We start from the raw sequence: 15672 nt of genomic DNA on the forward strand, positions 1-15672 counted from the left end.
GGAGGAAGCGCCACCCCGCAAGCAATCAGCCGTTGGTCTCGATGATTTCGGTCCAGGCCTGGTGGGCATCGGCGATCGCCTCTTCCGCGCTTTTGGTGCCGGCGAGCGCCAGGGCCAGTTCGTCGGTCAGCGCATTTTCGAGTTTTGGCGCATAGACGGCGGTCGGCCAGGCCAGGCTGTTTTCCAATGCGCCATCATCGAGCAGCGGTTGCACCAACGGCTGGAAGTCTCTGAAATTCTTAGATTTCAAGCCAGACTGGCGGTCCGGGTCGATGCCCGAGCCGGTGAGCGCCAGAAGCTCCTGGTGGTAGTCCTTGCCGGTCGCAAGCTTGATCAGGTCCCAGGCGACGTCCTTGTTTTTCGATCCGCTGGTGATCGCAAAACCGAAGCCGGCATTGAAGGCGAGGCGGGGTGTTTTGTTGCTGCCGCCGACGGGAATGCGCGTCACCCCCCACTTGTCGACGATCTTCGAGCCCTTGGGGTCCTGTGCATAGCCGCCGAGATCGGTCCAGAAGTCGATCTGTGCAGCCTTGCCGTTGAGAAACGCGGGCAGCCCTTCTTCGAAGCGGGTTTCAAGTGGGGTCGGCAGCGCATGGGGAGCCGACGCAAGCAGCGACTTCAGGGCTTCGACGGCCTCGGTGCTGTCGAGCGCCGAGGTGCCGTCCGCCTTCAAGAAGTTGCCGCCGAAGCCGGTGAGCCGGTTGGCATAGGTGGAAAGAATGATGACCGGGATCTTCGCGCCCAGAACCGCAGCACCATAGATGCCGTTCTTCTTTTCCGCCTCGGTGATCACCCTGGCGTTCTCGTTGTATTCGTCCCAGGTTGCCGGCGCCTTCAGGCCGTAGCGATCAAACAGCTCGCGGTTATAGAACAACAGATGGCTGTCGCCGTCATAGGGCAAGCCATAGCGACGGCCGTCATGCAGCGTGTACTGGTCGTAGATGGTCTGGATGAAGTCTTCCGGCTGGATCTCGGCCTTGTCGCGCTCGATGAGATCGGTCACGTCCTCGATCACGCCATCTTCGGCGAGCTGGCCCTTGTAGGTATAGAAATAGTCGATGACGTCGAACTGGTTGGCGCCCGACTGCACGTCCAGCGTCGCCTTGACGCTGACCTGGTCGTAGGGCACCGCCGTGACGTTGACCTTGGCTCCGGTCAGCCTTTCGAAATCCTCGGCAATTTTCTTGCCGGTGACGACATGCGGCTGGATGATCAGGAGATTGACCGTGCGGCCGGCATATCTGTTGCCGGACGCAAGGGCGGTCGAGGAGGCAAGTGGCGCGATGAAGGGCAGGGCGCCGGCAGCCGCGAGCGATTTCAGCACGCTGCGGCGGCGATAGGCCTGGCCGAAAATGGAACTGGACATGAGATCCTCCGTCGAAATCTGGGCTGGCCAGCGTTGTCATTCGTTGCAGGCGGAACGGGTCCGGCGCACGTGTTGTTGCCAGCATCATGCGTGAGAATCCTGGGCTCATACACATATAGTCTATGTATTTTATGTAGTATTACGGAATGATTTTGCTTCTCTCTCCCCCCGGCCGGAGTAGGAATTTCCTCAAGCGATTGTTTCTGATCCGCCGGAGCCGGGACGAAAGCCGTCCCGGTCCATCCGGTTGTGCACAGATGGTGAGTGCGATCCGCTCGATATATGTCCGATGATCAGTCAGCCTTGCCAGTGGCCGCACGTTGGGCTTTCAATCCGAGCAGAATTCCGAGGGACGGCAGGATGCCCGTTACGAGCAGGTTGGTGCCGAGATCGAACTGATCGACAATGCGACCGCCGGCAAAGGATCCGGCGGCAATGGCGATATTAAAGATTGCGACGAACAGCGCCGTTGCGACTTCGATGTCGGAGGGTGCCGACTTCATCATCCAGGTTTGCAATGAGACCGAGACGCCGCCATAGGCGATGCCCCACAAGATGAGGACGACCGCACCGCCAAGAGCGGAGTTTCCGAAGAGAGCAAAGCCGAAGAGGACAGCAGCAAGGGCACCGGCAATGCACAGCAAGGTCGCGCCGGTACGCCTGGCGGCGACAGGGCCAGCAACAAAGTTTCCGCCAATACCAGCGGCTCCATAGGCAAACAGCATGAGCCCGACCCATTGTGTGCCGATGCCCGAAACAAATTCCAGAAGCGGACGTATGAAGGTGTAGGCCATGAAATGCCCCGCAACGAACAGGAACGTGATCGCCAAACCAAGCTGGATCCGGCGGTTCAAGAGCTGATGGCCAAACTGGCTGAGCCGGACGGACTGGTGGACGGGCAGCGCAGGCAACGCACAGAGATTGACCACAAGCACGATCGCACAAAAGACCGCCATCGCGGCAAACGCGAAGCGCCAGCCCGCCGCGTCACCGATCATGGCTCCGACCGGAACGCCAAGAACCGACGCTGCTGCAACGCCGCCGAAAATGATCGCCGTTGCGACACCGATCGATCGGCCCGGAACCAGCCGTAGCGCAAGGCCTCCGGCAACGGCCCAGATGCCGCCCATGCAAAGGCCGACAATGATACGCGCCGCCAGGAGCAAACCGATCGTACTGGCCAGCGCCGAAATGATGTTTGCAACAACCAGCAGCAAGAGAAGGGTGGTCAGGATGCGCCTTCTGTCGATCCTGCCGGCCAAGAGTACCACGGTGGGCGCAAAGAGCGCGGCAAGCAACGCCGGCAGCGAGAGCGTCAAACCGGCGGTCCCCATCGACGTTTGAAGGTCGTCTGCGATCGGCGTCATTAACCCAACGGGCAGCATCTCCGTCGTCACGACGCAAAAGGTCGACAGGCCGGCGGCATAGACCGGTAGCCAATTCTCCCGGTCAGGGCCTCCCTTCCTTGGGAGTCCGTCGGTTTCTTCCTGGAGTTTCATCTAATTGCCTCTATCATTCTGGGCGAGGCACGTTGTGGCGCCCAGCCAATCCTTCATGTCCCGTTGCCGGGACGTTGCGAGGCATTCTTTACTGTTTCCGATATTCAGATAAACTTCGGCCTTATGGAAACAAAAGGGACGAATCGTCCCCAATAGGATCTTGCGATGCTGGACCATCTCGGCGATGTGCGCGCCTTTGTTCGTGTCGCCGATGACCAGAGCTTCACCCTGGCGGCGGAACGGCTCGGCCTCTCCCGTTCCGCGGTCGGGAAATGTGTCGCACGTCTTGAAGACAATATGGCAACGCGGCTGATCCATAGAACAACGCGTAGCGTCAGCCTCACCGAGGAGGGCCAGCTCTTCTACGAGCATGCGATCAGGATCCTGTCAGAAGTGGACGACGCGGAGTTCGCCTTGGCACAACGGCACCAGGCCCCAAGAGGGCGCCTTCGCATCGATGTGCCGATCGCCCTCGGTAGGCTGCACATTCTGCCCGTTCTCCAGCGCTTCCTGAACCGTTGGCCCGAGGTGGAAGCGGAGGTTTCGTTTTCGGATGAGTATCGCGACATCGTCGGCGACGGCATCGACGTTGCCGTTCGTATCGGCGGGCCCACCGACAGTCGCCTCGTGCGGCGGGTCCTGGCCTCTCATCGGCTCATAACCTGCGCTGCGCCGGAGTATTTAAAGCGGCGCGGAACGCCGCGCACCATCGACGAACTGACGCGCCACGACAGGATCGGGTTCAAGCACGCAGGCGGACCGGTACCGTGGCATTACAGGGTCGGCGGCGGAGACCGGGACGTCGGTGTTCAGGGAAACTTGCGTCTCGGAAACACCGAGGCCATTCGCGACGCTTGCCTCGCCGGAACGGGCCTTGCGCAACTCGGCGCCTTCCTGGTGGGCCGCGACATCAGGGAAGGCAGGCTTGTCCCCCTGCTCGAAGAATTCGAACGCGACGAGCCGCCTGTTTGCGTCGTCTATCCGACACGAAAGCACGTTTCTCCAAAGGTCCGCCTTTTTATTGAGGCCATCCGAGCGGAATGGGCGGCCGGTGCGCCCTGGGCGTAGCCCGGCGCGCCCTCATGCCTTCGGCTGTGCTACTCGCAACTTGTGGGGCGCGATCACGCGCACTACCTGTGAGGCGTGAAGAGCGGCGGCCGCAACGGCATGTCCTTGAGGTGATGATGAAACTGCCCCCGCAAGCTGGAGCCCCGCCTGCGAGCAATCCCGACGTGTTCGACGCATCCTGCTCGGCTCGGCATGCGCTCGAACTGATATCGACGAAATGGGCGATCCTCACCATGTCGGCGCTCGCGGCGGGCCCGATGCGCAATGGCGCGTTGCTGCGCAAGATCGAGGGCATTTCGCAAAAGATGCTGACCCAGACGTTGAAGGACCTCGAGCGCAACGGGTTGGTGCAGCGTCACGATCACCAGACGAACCCGCCCCATGTCGAGTACAGTCTGAGCTCGGTCGGCCTGTCTCTCAGCGAAACGCTCATCAGCCTCGACCGATGGGCGGAGCGGAACTTTCCGGAGCTTGATTACTTCAGGGAGCAATACGATGCGGCCGCGAGCGAGGCAAAGGCGGCCAGGCGGCGGAAGGTCCGCCTGGCCTAGCCGAAAGATATTGCGCGCACGCAAGACGGCTCACGCCCAGACGCGACCTGATCGCGGCGTGTCGATCTGGTAGTCGGAGGTGTGAGCGCTGAAGAAGTTCCGACCGAACACGCGTGCCCGTCCGATCGGGTCACTCGGATCGCGGCAAATATCTGTGCGTGCGTTGCCATGGCCATGAACGACGCCGACGAAGGTCGAACGCGTATAGCGGCTGAATTCCTGGAACTGATGCTGCGGGCTGGACGAAACGGTGGGGTAGGTCTCTTCTGAGCTGAGGACGAGGCCGATCCGTTTTCCAGTCATCTGCGCGACAACGGACGCCGATTGTGGATGCGACGCGGCGACGTAGCAGAACATTCGATCGAAGAACGCCTTCAACTGCGCAGAGACGCCATACCAGTAGATCGGGCTTGCGGCGACAAAGCCGTCAGCGGGAAGGTAGGAACCAAAGAACGCCCGCCGGAAACCGTCGTCGATCGCGCATTCGCCATCCGGCATACGACATTGGCGACAGTCTCTAAGCAGCGCCGACAGGACGTCGTCGACGTGAACGGTCTCGACCTCGTGGCCCGCCTCAAGCAGGCCATCGGCCACGGCATTCGCCATCGTCGTCGAGTTTCCATCGCGCCGCGGGCTGGAGCAGAGAACCATTGCCTTCATCGATATCTTCCTCAAGCAGCGGACAACCTGGAAAGGGAAACTCCAGGGCTTGGCTGCAGGCCTATCGGGCGCAGAGGCCACCTACAAGTACGCACCTTGGGGTGCCTATGTTGCGGGTGCTTTCGCTCTTTCGCTATTCGGTTCGAGCCGCGACGGCCAGTTCGGCACATGCCGGGTAGAGGCGCTTGCTGGTGACAAGGGATCGCGGCCGTGGCCTTGGGCCCACGTGGCAAATCGACCGGAGCAGGCTGCAACAGCGCGCGCAGTCGTGTCGGCAGAGCGTCTTTTCAGTTCAGCAGGTCTACAGCCGTTTGGGCATGGGTGTTGTCCGGCGGTCAAGGTGTTGGTGGAGAGCACGCTCGAGATCCCGAATGATGGCTCGTCACGAGAGCCGCTGCTGCACAGGTCGGGATCGCAAGGGGATCCGGACCGTTTGCATGCCATGACCCTACGGCTGTGGAGGGATGCCGTGCCGATGGCCAATACTTGGCGAAGCGGCTTTCTGATCGAGTTGCGGCCCGCAATGCAGCTGACACCGGAGGTTTATTCTTGACCGATGCATAGCTGGATGGCTATGTATCGTGCTTAGCCATTTGGCATGGGGCTCCGCGCCCATCACGGTGGATCCGACCCTGAACGAACTGACGGAACAGTCGAGGTCCGGGATGTCTGAGAAGAAAGTCGGAAAGAACGCACCGAAAGCCGCTTCCCCTGCGCCACGCTCAAAGATCGGACGCAAGACGCCGCCGACAAAATCGGCCGATGGCGTCGTCCTTCTAACCGGCGGCAATCCGCAGATCGCAAAGGGCTACGGAAATGCGCCGGTGCAGCAGTACATCGCTGCGATGCCGGGGTGGAAAAGCGATCTAGGCAAGCGGCTGGACCGGCTGGTCGTCAAGACCGTTCCCGGCGTCGAAAAAGCGGTCAAGTGGAACTCTCCCTTTTATGGCGTGGAAAAGGATGTCTGGTTCCTCAGTTTTCATTGCATGACGAAATACGTGAAGGTCGCTTTCTTCCGCGGGGCGCAATTCAGCCCCTTACCTCCCGGCACGTCAAAACAGCCGGATGTTCGTTATCTCGACATCTATGAGACGGACGAACTCGACGAGGCGCAGTTCATGGATTGGGTCAAGCAGGCCAGCGAACTGCCGGGCGAGAAGATGTAAAGCGTCGCCGCAGATCCTTCGCCGCCGGGAATGGCCGGGCCAACGGATGTCAGCGGCCACGGCGGCGTACGGCCGCGGCCCTGCCTCCCCACAAGCTGCTTCTCAATCGGCATTGCCCACCATGAGTATCTTCATGACGGCGGCCATTGCCGGGTCGGTGCCAGCGGCATAGTCGGCAAAGCTAGTGGAGCGCGCGACGTCTGGCTGAAGGGGACCTGCCGGGACGTCGTAGACGTAATTCAGCAGGAAACAGGTCCTGATCTCCGACAGGCTGCAACCGTGTTCCCAGTCGTGATAGGCCGTCGAGTAACGGATGGTGATCTTCGAGTTCGGCAGAACCGTGCGGCCGCCTTCGCCCCAAAACTGCAGCCGGTCTCCTATCGGCTCGCCGACAAGTACCGTGCGCGGGCCGCCGAAGTACTTCAGTCGCGCCGCCGTGCTGATCGCGGCCGAAAACGTGTTCGCGCTGGTCAGCACAAACAGCCGTCCCTCCGGCGGCAGGATGGCCGGGAGCCTTCGCGAGAAATCGGCGGTCAGTTCGTAATTGCCGCCATTGTTGAACCGCAGGTCGACGACTGCATTGCGTATCGGTTTTTTCTCAGCTTCGTCCAGCACCTTGGCGAGCCCCTGCGACAGGCCCTCCGGCGTCGCATCCCTGATGCGGTTGATCTGGATGTAGAGAAGATCGGGCAAGGGATAGTGGTGCCAGACATTGGCGTCGGGGCGCGTGAGATAGGCCGGTAGCGTGACATCGTCGAGCACGTGCCGCCACCCGGCGCCGCGACCGGTCTGTGACAAGGGACTGAAATCGCGTCGTGGCCAGACATGGGCGTTCAAGGGTTCCGGCGCACCGGACGTGGCGACAAGAGCGATCTGCGCAGCGCTTCCATCCTCGCGACGGATGAAATAGGCGCTTTCCTGCGGGCTTTCGGTAAGGCCGGCGGCATGGAGCAATTCCGGCGAAATCGCGACATTCGGGACGAATTCCTTGGCGAGATTGGCGGGGCCGCCGAAATAGGGCCGAAGCGCATCGACAAAGGCCTCCGTCGCTCTTCCATTTACCTCAAGGATCTCTCCGCCCAAAAGGTGCGATTGCTCGCCTGTCGTGGCGATCACAAACAGGCCGTCGGCAAACCAGCCAAGCCGGATGGGAACCGCATTGAAGCTGTGGCCGCCGACGAGGCCGACCACGCTGGTGTGCCCATTGTCGGCGAGCGCGACCGCTCTTGCAGCCGCGATCGCCAGACCGGCGCGGTCGAGATCACCGGCCCGTTGTTCGATCACTTCGAGGGCGGCGGCAAACGCGGCCTGGGCGGTCGGCGAGAAGCTGCGGTCGACCTCGATCAGGCGCCGCAGATGGGCAAGGTCCTGCCTGTTGCGCTCCAGTTGCAAGGTCGCGGCCGGAAAGTCGCTTCGGGGATAGCTCTTCAGCGTCGGATAGAGAATAGCCGCAAGCGGCGCGACCAGCAGGAAAAGCAAGGCGGCAAGCGCGATCGATGCAATCCGAACGCCGCGCCGCCGCCAAAACCTCTTGCCTCTCGGCGCCGGACCTTCCTTGCCGATTTGAGTCTCGTTTCCCATCGATTGACGGCCCCCAACAGCGCCCCTCTTCAAGGCGCGATCCATCCACAAATTCGGCGCTCCAGCCAGGGCCGGCGATATTCCTTCAGCATCGCGCCCGAGCCCTGTTCCGGCCCGCAGCAATGACGGAGGTCGGACGATCGGCAAGACAAGACATAGGAACGGCAGCACGACAATTCCATGCTCGCCGCCGGGGAAAATCAGAAGGCCGGTTCGGTCCCGTATTCGTCGTGGCGCCGGTTCCAAACGTAGGGTTCGGTCTGTGGCCATCCCGCGGGAGACACTTCCCATGTTTCCTGGCGACCGTAGGGCGTCAGGTCCAGATACGTCCACATGCTGCCGAGATACTCCACGCCACGCGCACCGTTGAAATAGGTGCGGTAGATATCGTCGCCGTCCCTGAGGAAAACGCTGACGCCATGACGCTCGCTGGTCCTGGTCGGGTCATCCGGGTCGGCGACCGTGGCCCCCATGTCGTGGTTGAAGTCGCTCGCCATGGACGAGTACCAGACCGGGTGCTGCCACTGCATCCGAGCCTGATATTTCTGCAGCTTCTCGAGCGGCGCGCGCGAGATCAGCACGATGGACGTATCGCGTGCGTTGAGATGCGCCGGGTGGGTCATCGCGTCCACGACCCAGGAACAGCCGTCGCAGCCCGCCTTCCATCCGGGCGCGAACATGAAGTGATAGACGATCAGTTGCCGCCGACCATCGAAGAGGTCGGCAAGGCTTAAAGTGCCCGTGGGGCCTTCGAACGAATAGTCCTTGTCGATCCTGACCATCGGCAAGCGCCGTCGCTCGGCGCTCAAGTCATCGCGTGCGCGGGTGAGGGCTTTCTCCCTGGCAATCTGTTGTTCGATTGCGGCTTGCCACTCATCCATTGAAACGATCTTAGGCAACATTCTCAATGATCTCCCTTTTTGGGCAACTTGCGTGGGGGCATCGTTGCAACGCTGAACTCCGGTCGGCGACGTCCAGCCAACCGGCTCGGTTCGATTGCTCCCGAAAAGCTCTCAATCCGATCTTACCGGCGCGGTCTCCGTCGCATCTGGCTGCAATGTGTTGTAAAACCATAACATGTCAAGCAAGCGGGAAGAAGTCTCGGTTTTCTGGGCATTGGCCCAGGCGCAGACCACCGACATGCTCTGCGCCGCCTTTTCAGACATGGATCGCTGTACCGTCATGCAGCATCTGAAGGTGCTGGAAGAGGCCGACCTGATCATCGTCAGCCGGCCAGGACGCGAGCGCTGGAACTATCTCAATGCGCTGCCGATCAAGCGCATTCACGGCCGCTGGATCAGTGAACATGCCACCCACCCGGTGACCATTCTCGACAGACTGAAACCCGGCATGCCCGAAGTGCGTGCGGCCCTTCGTTCGGGCCTGCGCTATGCCGCCGAAGAGATCATGGCGCGCGACAAATACCAGCAGAAACTGACGCCGGCAAAGGTCGCGCTCGAGCTCGGTATTTCCGTGCGCCAGGTGCATGTCCTGTTCGAACACGCGGAATTGACCTTCGCTCGCACGCTGGCATCGATGCGGACTTCGCAGGCGCGGCGGCTTCTCGTCGAGCGGCCCGCCTTGCCCGTCACCGAGGTCGCCTATGCCTGCGGATTCGATAGTCTTGCAAGGTTTTACCGACTTTTCACGGGCGCTTACGGGATGGCGCCGGGCGAATTCCGGGCGGCAGGCTCGCTCCATTAGTCCCGGGCGGATGCCTGCCTTGACGTAAGGCCGGCCTCGGCGTCGGATCAATCCGGTTGCCAAAAAGCCATAATTGCTTCACCTAGATCCCTCTTCGACACTCGGCATTAAGAATTGGGTCAACGCTGAATGCGCATTTCATACGTCTTCCTTGGTGCATTTCTTGCAATCGCGCCGTCCGCCTATGCCGACGTTGCCTCGCCTCCTGTTCTGGAGCCGCTGAAGCAGCAGGCACAGGCCGCACAGTTGAGCGCAAAATTTCTGACGCGCTACAGCTACAAGCCCGTTCCGCTAGATGACGCCTTGTCGGCCAAGATCATGGACAGCTTCATCGAGTCCCTCGATCCGGATCGTGGGCTCTTCCTGCAGGCCGACATCGACAGTTTCAAACCTGACCGCAACGAGATCGACGACGCCATCAAGAAGAAGGACCTGAAGATCCCGTTTGCGATCTTCAACGTCTATGGAAAGCGTGTCGTCGACCGCATGAACTACGCGCGCGAACTGCTGAAGCAGGACTTCGATTTCACGAAGCAGGAGGATTATTCCCTGTCGCGCGAGAAGGCGCCCTGGCCGCAGTCGGAAGCCGAGAGCAACGAGCTGTGGCGCAAACGTGTGAAAAGCGACTGGCTACGCTTGAAGCTCAGTGGCAAGACTGATGCGGCCATTCGCGAAACGCTCGACAAGCGCTATGCAAACGCGCTCGAGCGTGCCTCCAAGTACAAGAGTGACGACGTCTTCCAGTCGTTCATGAACGCCTACACGACGTCGGTCGATCCGCACACGGATTACTTTGGCGCCCGGGCTTCGGCCGACTTCGATATCGCCATGAAGCTCTCGCTGGTTGGAATCGGCGCGGTGCTGCAGGAACGGGACGACTACACGACGATCCGCGAGCTCGTGCCTGGTGGGCCGGCGCAGCTGTCCGGCAAGCTTGCGGTCGGAGACCGCATCACCGGCGTTGGGCAGGGTCACGACGGCCCGATAAAGGAAGTGGTTGGCACGCGCATCGATGAAGTCGTGCAGTTGATCCGCGGGAAGAAGGGGTCGGTCGTGCGCCTCGACGTTCTGCCGGCCGATGCGGGAGCAGACGCCGCCCATCGCATCGTCACCCTCGTGCGCGACAAGATCAGCCTCGAAAAGCAGGCGGCGCAGAAGAGCGTTCTGTCTGTGAAGGCGGGCGATACCACCCGCAAGATCGGGGTGATCACTCTTCCGGCCTTCTATGAGGATTTCGAAGCCCGGCGCAAAAGAGAGCAGGATTATCGCAGCGCGAGCCGCGACGTCGCAAAGCTTCTCGAAGAGCTGAAGCAGGAACAGGTCGACAGCGTTCTGATCGACGTTCGCAACAATGGCGGCGGTTCGCTGGACCAGGCGATTGCCCTGACCGGCCTGTTCATCGGCTCTGGACCGGTCGTTCAGCAACGCAGTGGCGACGGCAAGGTCGTGGTGACAAGCTCGGAGTTTCCTGAGCCTCTCTGGTCAGGGCCTGTCGGTGTTTTGATCAATCGCGGGTCGGCTTCGGCCTCTGAGATTTTTGCTGCGGCCATCCAGGACTACGGCCGCGGTGTCGTCATCGGCGAGCCCAGCTTCGGCAAGGGCACGGTTCAAACCGTCGTCGACCTCGACCAGATGGTCCGCAACAGCAAGCCTGCGTTTGGCGAACTCAAGGTGACGATCGCCCAGTTCTTCCGGGTCAATGGCGGCACTACGCAGCTGCACGGCGTAACGCCCGATATCAGTCTGCCGGGGCTTTCCGACCCGACGCGCTTTGGCGAAACGAGCTATGATAACGCCCTGCCGTGGTCAGAGATCAAGCCTGCGGATTATATGCCGGCCGATACCGTCACGGCGCTGCTGCCGGCACTGCAGGACCGCCATAATGCGCGCATTGCAAGCGACCCCGATTTCCAGCGCCTCCTCGAAGACATCGCCGACATCAAGGCGCAACGCGAAAAAGGCGTTGTCTCCCTCAACGAAGCCGAACGTCGCAAGGAAATGAAGGATCGCGAAAATCGTCTTAAGGCTCGAGCTCAGGGAAGCGATGGCGAGGATACCGGTGAGGACGATGGATTGAATGCGGACGAACGCAGCCTGAGTGCCGATATCGCAATGGAAAACGCCCGCAAGAACGCAAAGGACGTTCTCCTTGCTGAGGCGACCGCCATTCTGGCCGATGAGGCGGATTTGCAGGAAGGTGGGTTGAAGGCGGCCACGCAGCCACCGGCAAGTGCCACCAGAAAGTAGTCTGCTCGGCCGATGCGCGGGTACTTGAGGAAAGGTCGACAAAGCACTCTTTTGTCGACCTTTTTTGTTTCCCGCGCTCAGCGCAGACGTACAAGCCTATATCGTTGGCGTCGCTGAGCTGCGAGTAAATGGAGTATGCGCTCAGGAACAGAATGCTGAATACGATTATCGCGCTAAAAAACATAAAAAGGTACATCAATGTGCTCCGAGTAAAATCACCGTACATCCTTGTCCTATTGTTCTTTTGCAGGAACATTACGCTGCAAGAGACCTGATTTTTCCCGGATATTGAATTCAAATGGTAGTCAGCGCGTTTGAGCTGAATTCGTAATGTTTTCACAAGGTGCAGGACCCCAATCGGCGCTCGTCTTTGACAACGAGGGTTCTGGGCGAATGACATGCAATGAGAAGACGAACAGCCATAGAAGGGGCGTGGCAGGGGGTCGGGGAATCGCAAGAATAGTGCCGATCATGCTCACTCTTGGGGGATGTACGACCGTTCCCTTGAAGGAAGCAGGAACGCTTACCTCCTACAGCAACCTCAGTGCTCCGAAGGGGAAGTTCGAGAAGAAGAGAGTCTATTTCAGCAAGGATGGCCTGAAGGACGTCAAAACGGTGAGCATCGCGCCGACGTCTCTGGCCCCGCCTGCGCTGCAGCGTGTCGAGAAGCAGAAGGACCGCCTGCTGGTAACGAACGCGATTGACCGCGCGATCTGCATCACCATGAGCGAGAAGTATCGGATCGTCCCGTTCGGTACGCCCGCAGATCTGACGGTCCGAACGGTTGTTACCGACATTGTCCCGACCGAGCCGTCCGTCGCTGGTGCCGCCAAGGCGATTTCCATCGGCAGTTCGCTTGCCTTGCCGGTCGGCATACCACGACTGCCCTTCGGGCTCGGCGGGCTGGCCGTCGAAGCGGAGGCCGTCGATCGAACCGGCAAACAAACGGCGGCGATCGTTTGGTCGAAGGGCGCGAACTCGTTTACGAGTGAAGCGCGCGTTTCGCAGGTTGGTGACGCCTATGACCTGGCCGCGGCTTTCGGCAAGGATTTCTCAAGAATGGTCGTCGCCGGCAAAGAACCTGGAGATTTCGATCTGTACTTGCCGTCCGTTTATGACATTCGCACGTCGCTTGGTGGGAAACCCGGTTCTGCGATCTGTGAGGACTTCGGGCGTGCGCCGGGTGTGGTCGGCATGATCGGCGCCTCCATCGGAGCGCCGCCGTCCTGGACGGACAGGGGAGGCAAGCTCGCCGTCGCGGCAACCGGAACAGCCGTTTCAGCCGAAAAAACAATCCCTTCCATTGGCAGCCGCTGAGGCGGACTACGCTTGTGTCTCGTAACATTGTCGCAAGGTGGCAATGGGATCCAGGTATCGACAAAACGAGAAATAAACCGAGGTCATTTTATGCGTCTTTTCATTGCAGCGGGCCTGCTGATCGTGCTGGCGGGATGCGAAACCGTAGAATACAGAAACCGTTGTGCCGAGTACGGATTCGTGCCGGGAACCGATGCTTATGCTAATTGCGTACAACGTCTTGATATGTCCGATGAACGCCGTAGAGGACGCGATTACGATCCTCCCGTGTATTCTTACGAGTAATTCCGCAGGGATGACGGATGTTTTAGCGAGGGCTGTTTCGATTAGGATGATTGCGACCTGACTTACGTCGTGTTGTTTAGAATCCTCTTTTGTTTCCTTCATGAATATTCGCATCTTCAAAACTCAATTCTAGTCGACACTGGCAGGCAACATGCGAATTCTGATCGTAGAAGATGATCGTGAGCTGGCGTCTTCGCTCAAGACCATGCTGGAAGCCGCGATCGGCGTTGCGGATGTATTCGAAACGCTTGCGGATGCCGAGGCGGCACTGCTTGCGTTCAAGTTCGATCTCGTGGTCATCGACCGCAACCTACCTGATGGTGACGGCCTGTCGCTGCTGCCGACGCTGCGGCAACTCCGCCCGAGGCCGGCAACGCTCGTTCTGACGGCATTGGACGATCCGACCGATATCGTGTCTGCGCTCGACAAGGGCGCAGACGAATATGTCGGCAAACCATTCGAGCCCATGGAGCTTATTGCACGGGCGCGCGCGGTTCTTCGTCGCTACAGCCTGGACGAGACCGGCTGCACGCAATTCGGCAATCTATCGTTTGATCTCATCAATCGATCCGCCATGATCGGTGAGAACGCGCTGAGCGTTCCGAGACGCGAACTCGCCGTTCTGGAAGCGCTGATCCGGCGGGCAGGGCGCGTCGTGCAGCGCGACAATCTTGAAGCTGCCGTCTATAATATCGACGAGGAGATCGAGTCCAACGTGCTCGATTCCCATGTCTCGCGGCTACGCAAGCGTCTGCGCGAGGGCAATTGCAGCGCAACGATCCGGACCATTCGCGGCATCGGCTACATGCTGGTGCAAGAGTAATGAGGCGTCCGAATTCAATCGCGTTTCCGGTGGCCATTGTGCTCATCTTGGGCATGGCGCTGATGATGGTGATCAGCACCGTCCTCACCGTCGCGGTGTTCCTGTTGACGGATGGGCAGAGCAGGAAAAAAATCGCAGTCGAAAGTGTCGTCGAACTTCTCCAGGATGGTGTGAGCTACGATCACACCGGCAAGTTTGTGCTCGAGGTCGAAGGCGTAATTGCGGAAAAGATTATCAGGCTTTCTGAAGAGCAGTCCGAATTCTGGTACTTTGTCAGTGACGGAACCCAAACCATCATACACGGCGCCGTGCCGGCATCGGTTCAAGACATCATCGATACGACCTCTCCCCAGGTATTTTCCTCTGAGTTTTCTTACATGGCGGGCCAGCAGCGATTTCTCGGGCTCCGAAAACTGAACGCGGAGGATCCACCCAAACTCGTTGTGGTCGGCGGAGTGACATTTTCGAATGCTGAAACGCTGCTCGTGGTCCTGCGCGAAATTTGGCCGCAGGGGCTTTACCATCTTCTGGGTATTGTTCTTGTTGCCACGGCCACGATCGCTGTCGTTGCTGTCAAGCGCACGATCGCAACCCCTGTAAGAAGGGTTGTCGATTCAGCCGAGCAGATCGACGGGCTTCCCAATGGTCGCCGGATATCGGATCGCGACACTCCGATAGAACTGAAGCCGATGGTTGCCGCGTTCAACACGGCGCTCGGTTGTATCGACAACGCGTTCGAAGCGCAGCGAAACTTTCTTGCCAACGCATCCCACGAATTGCGGACGCCGCTGACCAAATTGCGGTTGAAGCTCGACCTTGTTCAGGACCCGGACGTGCGGGAGGTCCTTGTTCGCGACACGGCGCGGCTTGCATCAATCGTCACGACATCGTTGCAGTTGGCGCGTTTGTCAGGCCAGGCGCTGACCTTCACCATGGTAGATCTCGCAGCCATCGCGCGCGCGGCCATTGCCGAGCATGTGCCATCCGTGATGAAGCAGGGCATGGACATCGAGTTCAAAGCAGAGGGGCGGGTCATTGTCCCCGGTTCCGAACCGGCCATTCGCCTGGCCTTGGACAACTTGATCATCAATGCGATGCGACACGCACGCGGAACGGAAGTGCTTGTAGTCGAGGTTCTGCAAGCCCGGATCGTGCGGGTCAGCGATGAGGGCCCAGGAATCCCGGCCGCGGAGCGCGAGAAAATGCTGAGGCCGTTTGTGCGGGGCAATACCAGCGCGAGTGAGGGAACAGGCATGGGACTGGCCATCGTTGCCCAGATTATGACGGCACACAACGGCTCCGTGGCGCTCGGAGAAGCAGCGAACGGCGGTTTGGTCGTCGATCTGGCGTTTCCGAAAACTGCGAAGGAATCCGCGTTTTCGTGATAGCCGCGCCATTGTTCCTT

The 15672-nt window shown here is 60.0% G+C and carries 13 protein-coding genes and 1 pseudogene; 9 read left to right on the top strand and 5 right to left on the bottom strand.

The genetic code is table 11. The features are described 5' to 3' along the window. Positions 1-25: 25 nt before the first annotated feature. Positions 26-1366 (bottom strand): sugar ABC transporter substrate-binding protein, encoded by a 1341-nt coding sequence (locus IB263_RS21960; protein ID WP_192438999.1) that lies wholly within the window; start codon positions 1364-1366, stop codon positions 26-28. A gap of 293 nt (positions 1367-1659) precedes the next feature. Beyond that, entirely contained in the window at positions 1660-2865 is a 1206-nt protein-coding gene (locus tag IB263_RS21965) for an MFS transporter (RefSeq protein WP_110819816.1), read from the bottom strand. Between the two features lie 165 nt (positions 2866-3030). Here IB263_RS21965 and IB263_RS21970 point away from each other — a divergent pair, with 165 nt between their 5' ends. Next, complete coding sequence (locus tag IB263_RS21970; protein WP_060520301.1) at positions 3031-3933, top strand: LysR family transcriptional regulator; 903 nt, start codon at positions 3031-3033, stop codon at positions 3931-3933. Between the two features lie 113 nt (positions 3934-4046). After that, on the top strand, positions 4047-4484 hold the full coding sequence (locus IB263_RS21975; protein ID WP_210207592.1) for a helix-turn-helix domain-containing protein: 438 nt from the start codon (positions 4047-4049) through the stop codon (positions 4482-4484). Between the two features lie 30 nt (positions 4485-4514). Here the strand turns inward: IB263_RS21975 and IB263_RS21980 are convergent, their stop codons facing one another. Beyond that, entirely contained in the window at positions 4515-5144 is a 630-nt protein-coding gene (locus IB263_RS21980) for a flavodoxin family protein (protein WP_034798119.1), read from the bottom strand. A 665-nt stretch (positions 5145-5809) separates the two neighbouring features. Here IB263_RS21980 and IB263_RS21985 point away from each other — a divergent pair. Beyond that, a complete protein-coding gene (locus IB263_RS21985; protein WP_034798121.1) occupies positions 5810-6310 on the top strand; it encodes a DUF1801 domain-containing protein in 501 nt (166 codons plus the stop codon). A gap of 102 nt (positions 6311-6412) precedes the next feature. Here the strand turns inward: IB263_RS21985 and IB263_RS21990 are convergent, their stop codons facing one another. Together IB263_RS21990 and IB263_RS21995 are read right to left on the bottom strand one after the other, a co-directional pair. Continuing rightward, on the bottom strand, positions 6413-7891 hold the full coding sequence (locus IB263_RS21990) for a hypothetical protein (protein ID WP_110819815.1): 1479 nt from the start codon (positions 7889-7891) through the stop codon (positions 6413-6415). A 200-nt stretch (positions 7892-8091) separates the two neighbouring features. After that, positions 8092-8793 carry a DUF899 domain-containing protein gene (locus IB263_RS21995; protein WP_034798126.1) on the bottom strand — a complete coding sequence of 234 codons (702 nt, stop codon included), beginning with the start codon at positions 8791-8793 and terminating at the stop codon, positions 8092-8094. 175 nt (positions 8794-8968) lie between these two features. Here IB263_RS21995 and IB263_RS34170 point away from each other — a divergent pair. The 6 genes and pseudogenes from IB263_RS34170 to IB263_RS22020 all read left to right on the top strand — a co-directional run. Then, positions 8969-9250, top strand: a pseudogene (locus IB263_RS34170) (ArsR/SmtB family transcription factor); the annotation flags it as partial. Between the two features lie 48 nt (positions 9251-9298). After that, positions 9299-9595: a helix-turn-helix transcriptional regulator gene (locus IB263_RS34175; protein WP_371814179.1), complete on the top strand. Its 297-nt coding sequence runs from the start codon at positions 9299-9301 to the stop codon at positions 9593-9595. Positions 9596-9724: 129 nt separating this feature from the next. Next, on the top strand, positions 9725-11842 hold the full coding sequence (locus IB263_RS22005) for a carboxy terminal-processing peptidase (protein ID WP_034798128.1): 2118 nt from the start codon (positions 9725-9727) through the stop codon (positions 11840-11842). Between the two features lie 471 nt (positions 11843-12313). Then, positions 12314-13159, top strand: a complete 846-nt coding sequence (locus IB263_RS22010; RefSeq protein WP_246811063.1) for a DUF3313 domain-containing protein — start codon at positions 12314-12316, stop codon at positions 13157-13159. 436 nt (positions 13160-13595) lie between these two features. After that, a complete protein-coding gene (locus tag IB263_RS22015) occupies positions 13596-14267 on the top strand; it encodes a response regulator transcription factor (protein WP_060530510.1) in 672 nt (223 codons plus the stop codon). Continuing rightward, entirely contained in the window at positions 14267-15652 is a 1386-nt protein-coding gene (locus IB263_RS22020) for a HAMP domain-containing sensor histidine kinase (RefSeq protein ID WP_110819812.1), read from the top strand. Before IB263_RS22015 ends, IB263_RS22020 begins: the two co-directional genes overlap by 1 nt. The last annotated feature ends 20 nt before the right edge of the window (positions 15653-15672 follow it).

The organism is Ensifer sp. ENS03, assembly GCF_014852035.1.
In the GTDB taxonomy this organism is placed as follows: Bacteria; Pseudomonadota; Alphaproteobacteria; order Rhizobiales; family Rhizobiaceae; genus Ensifer; species Ensifer adhaerens.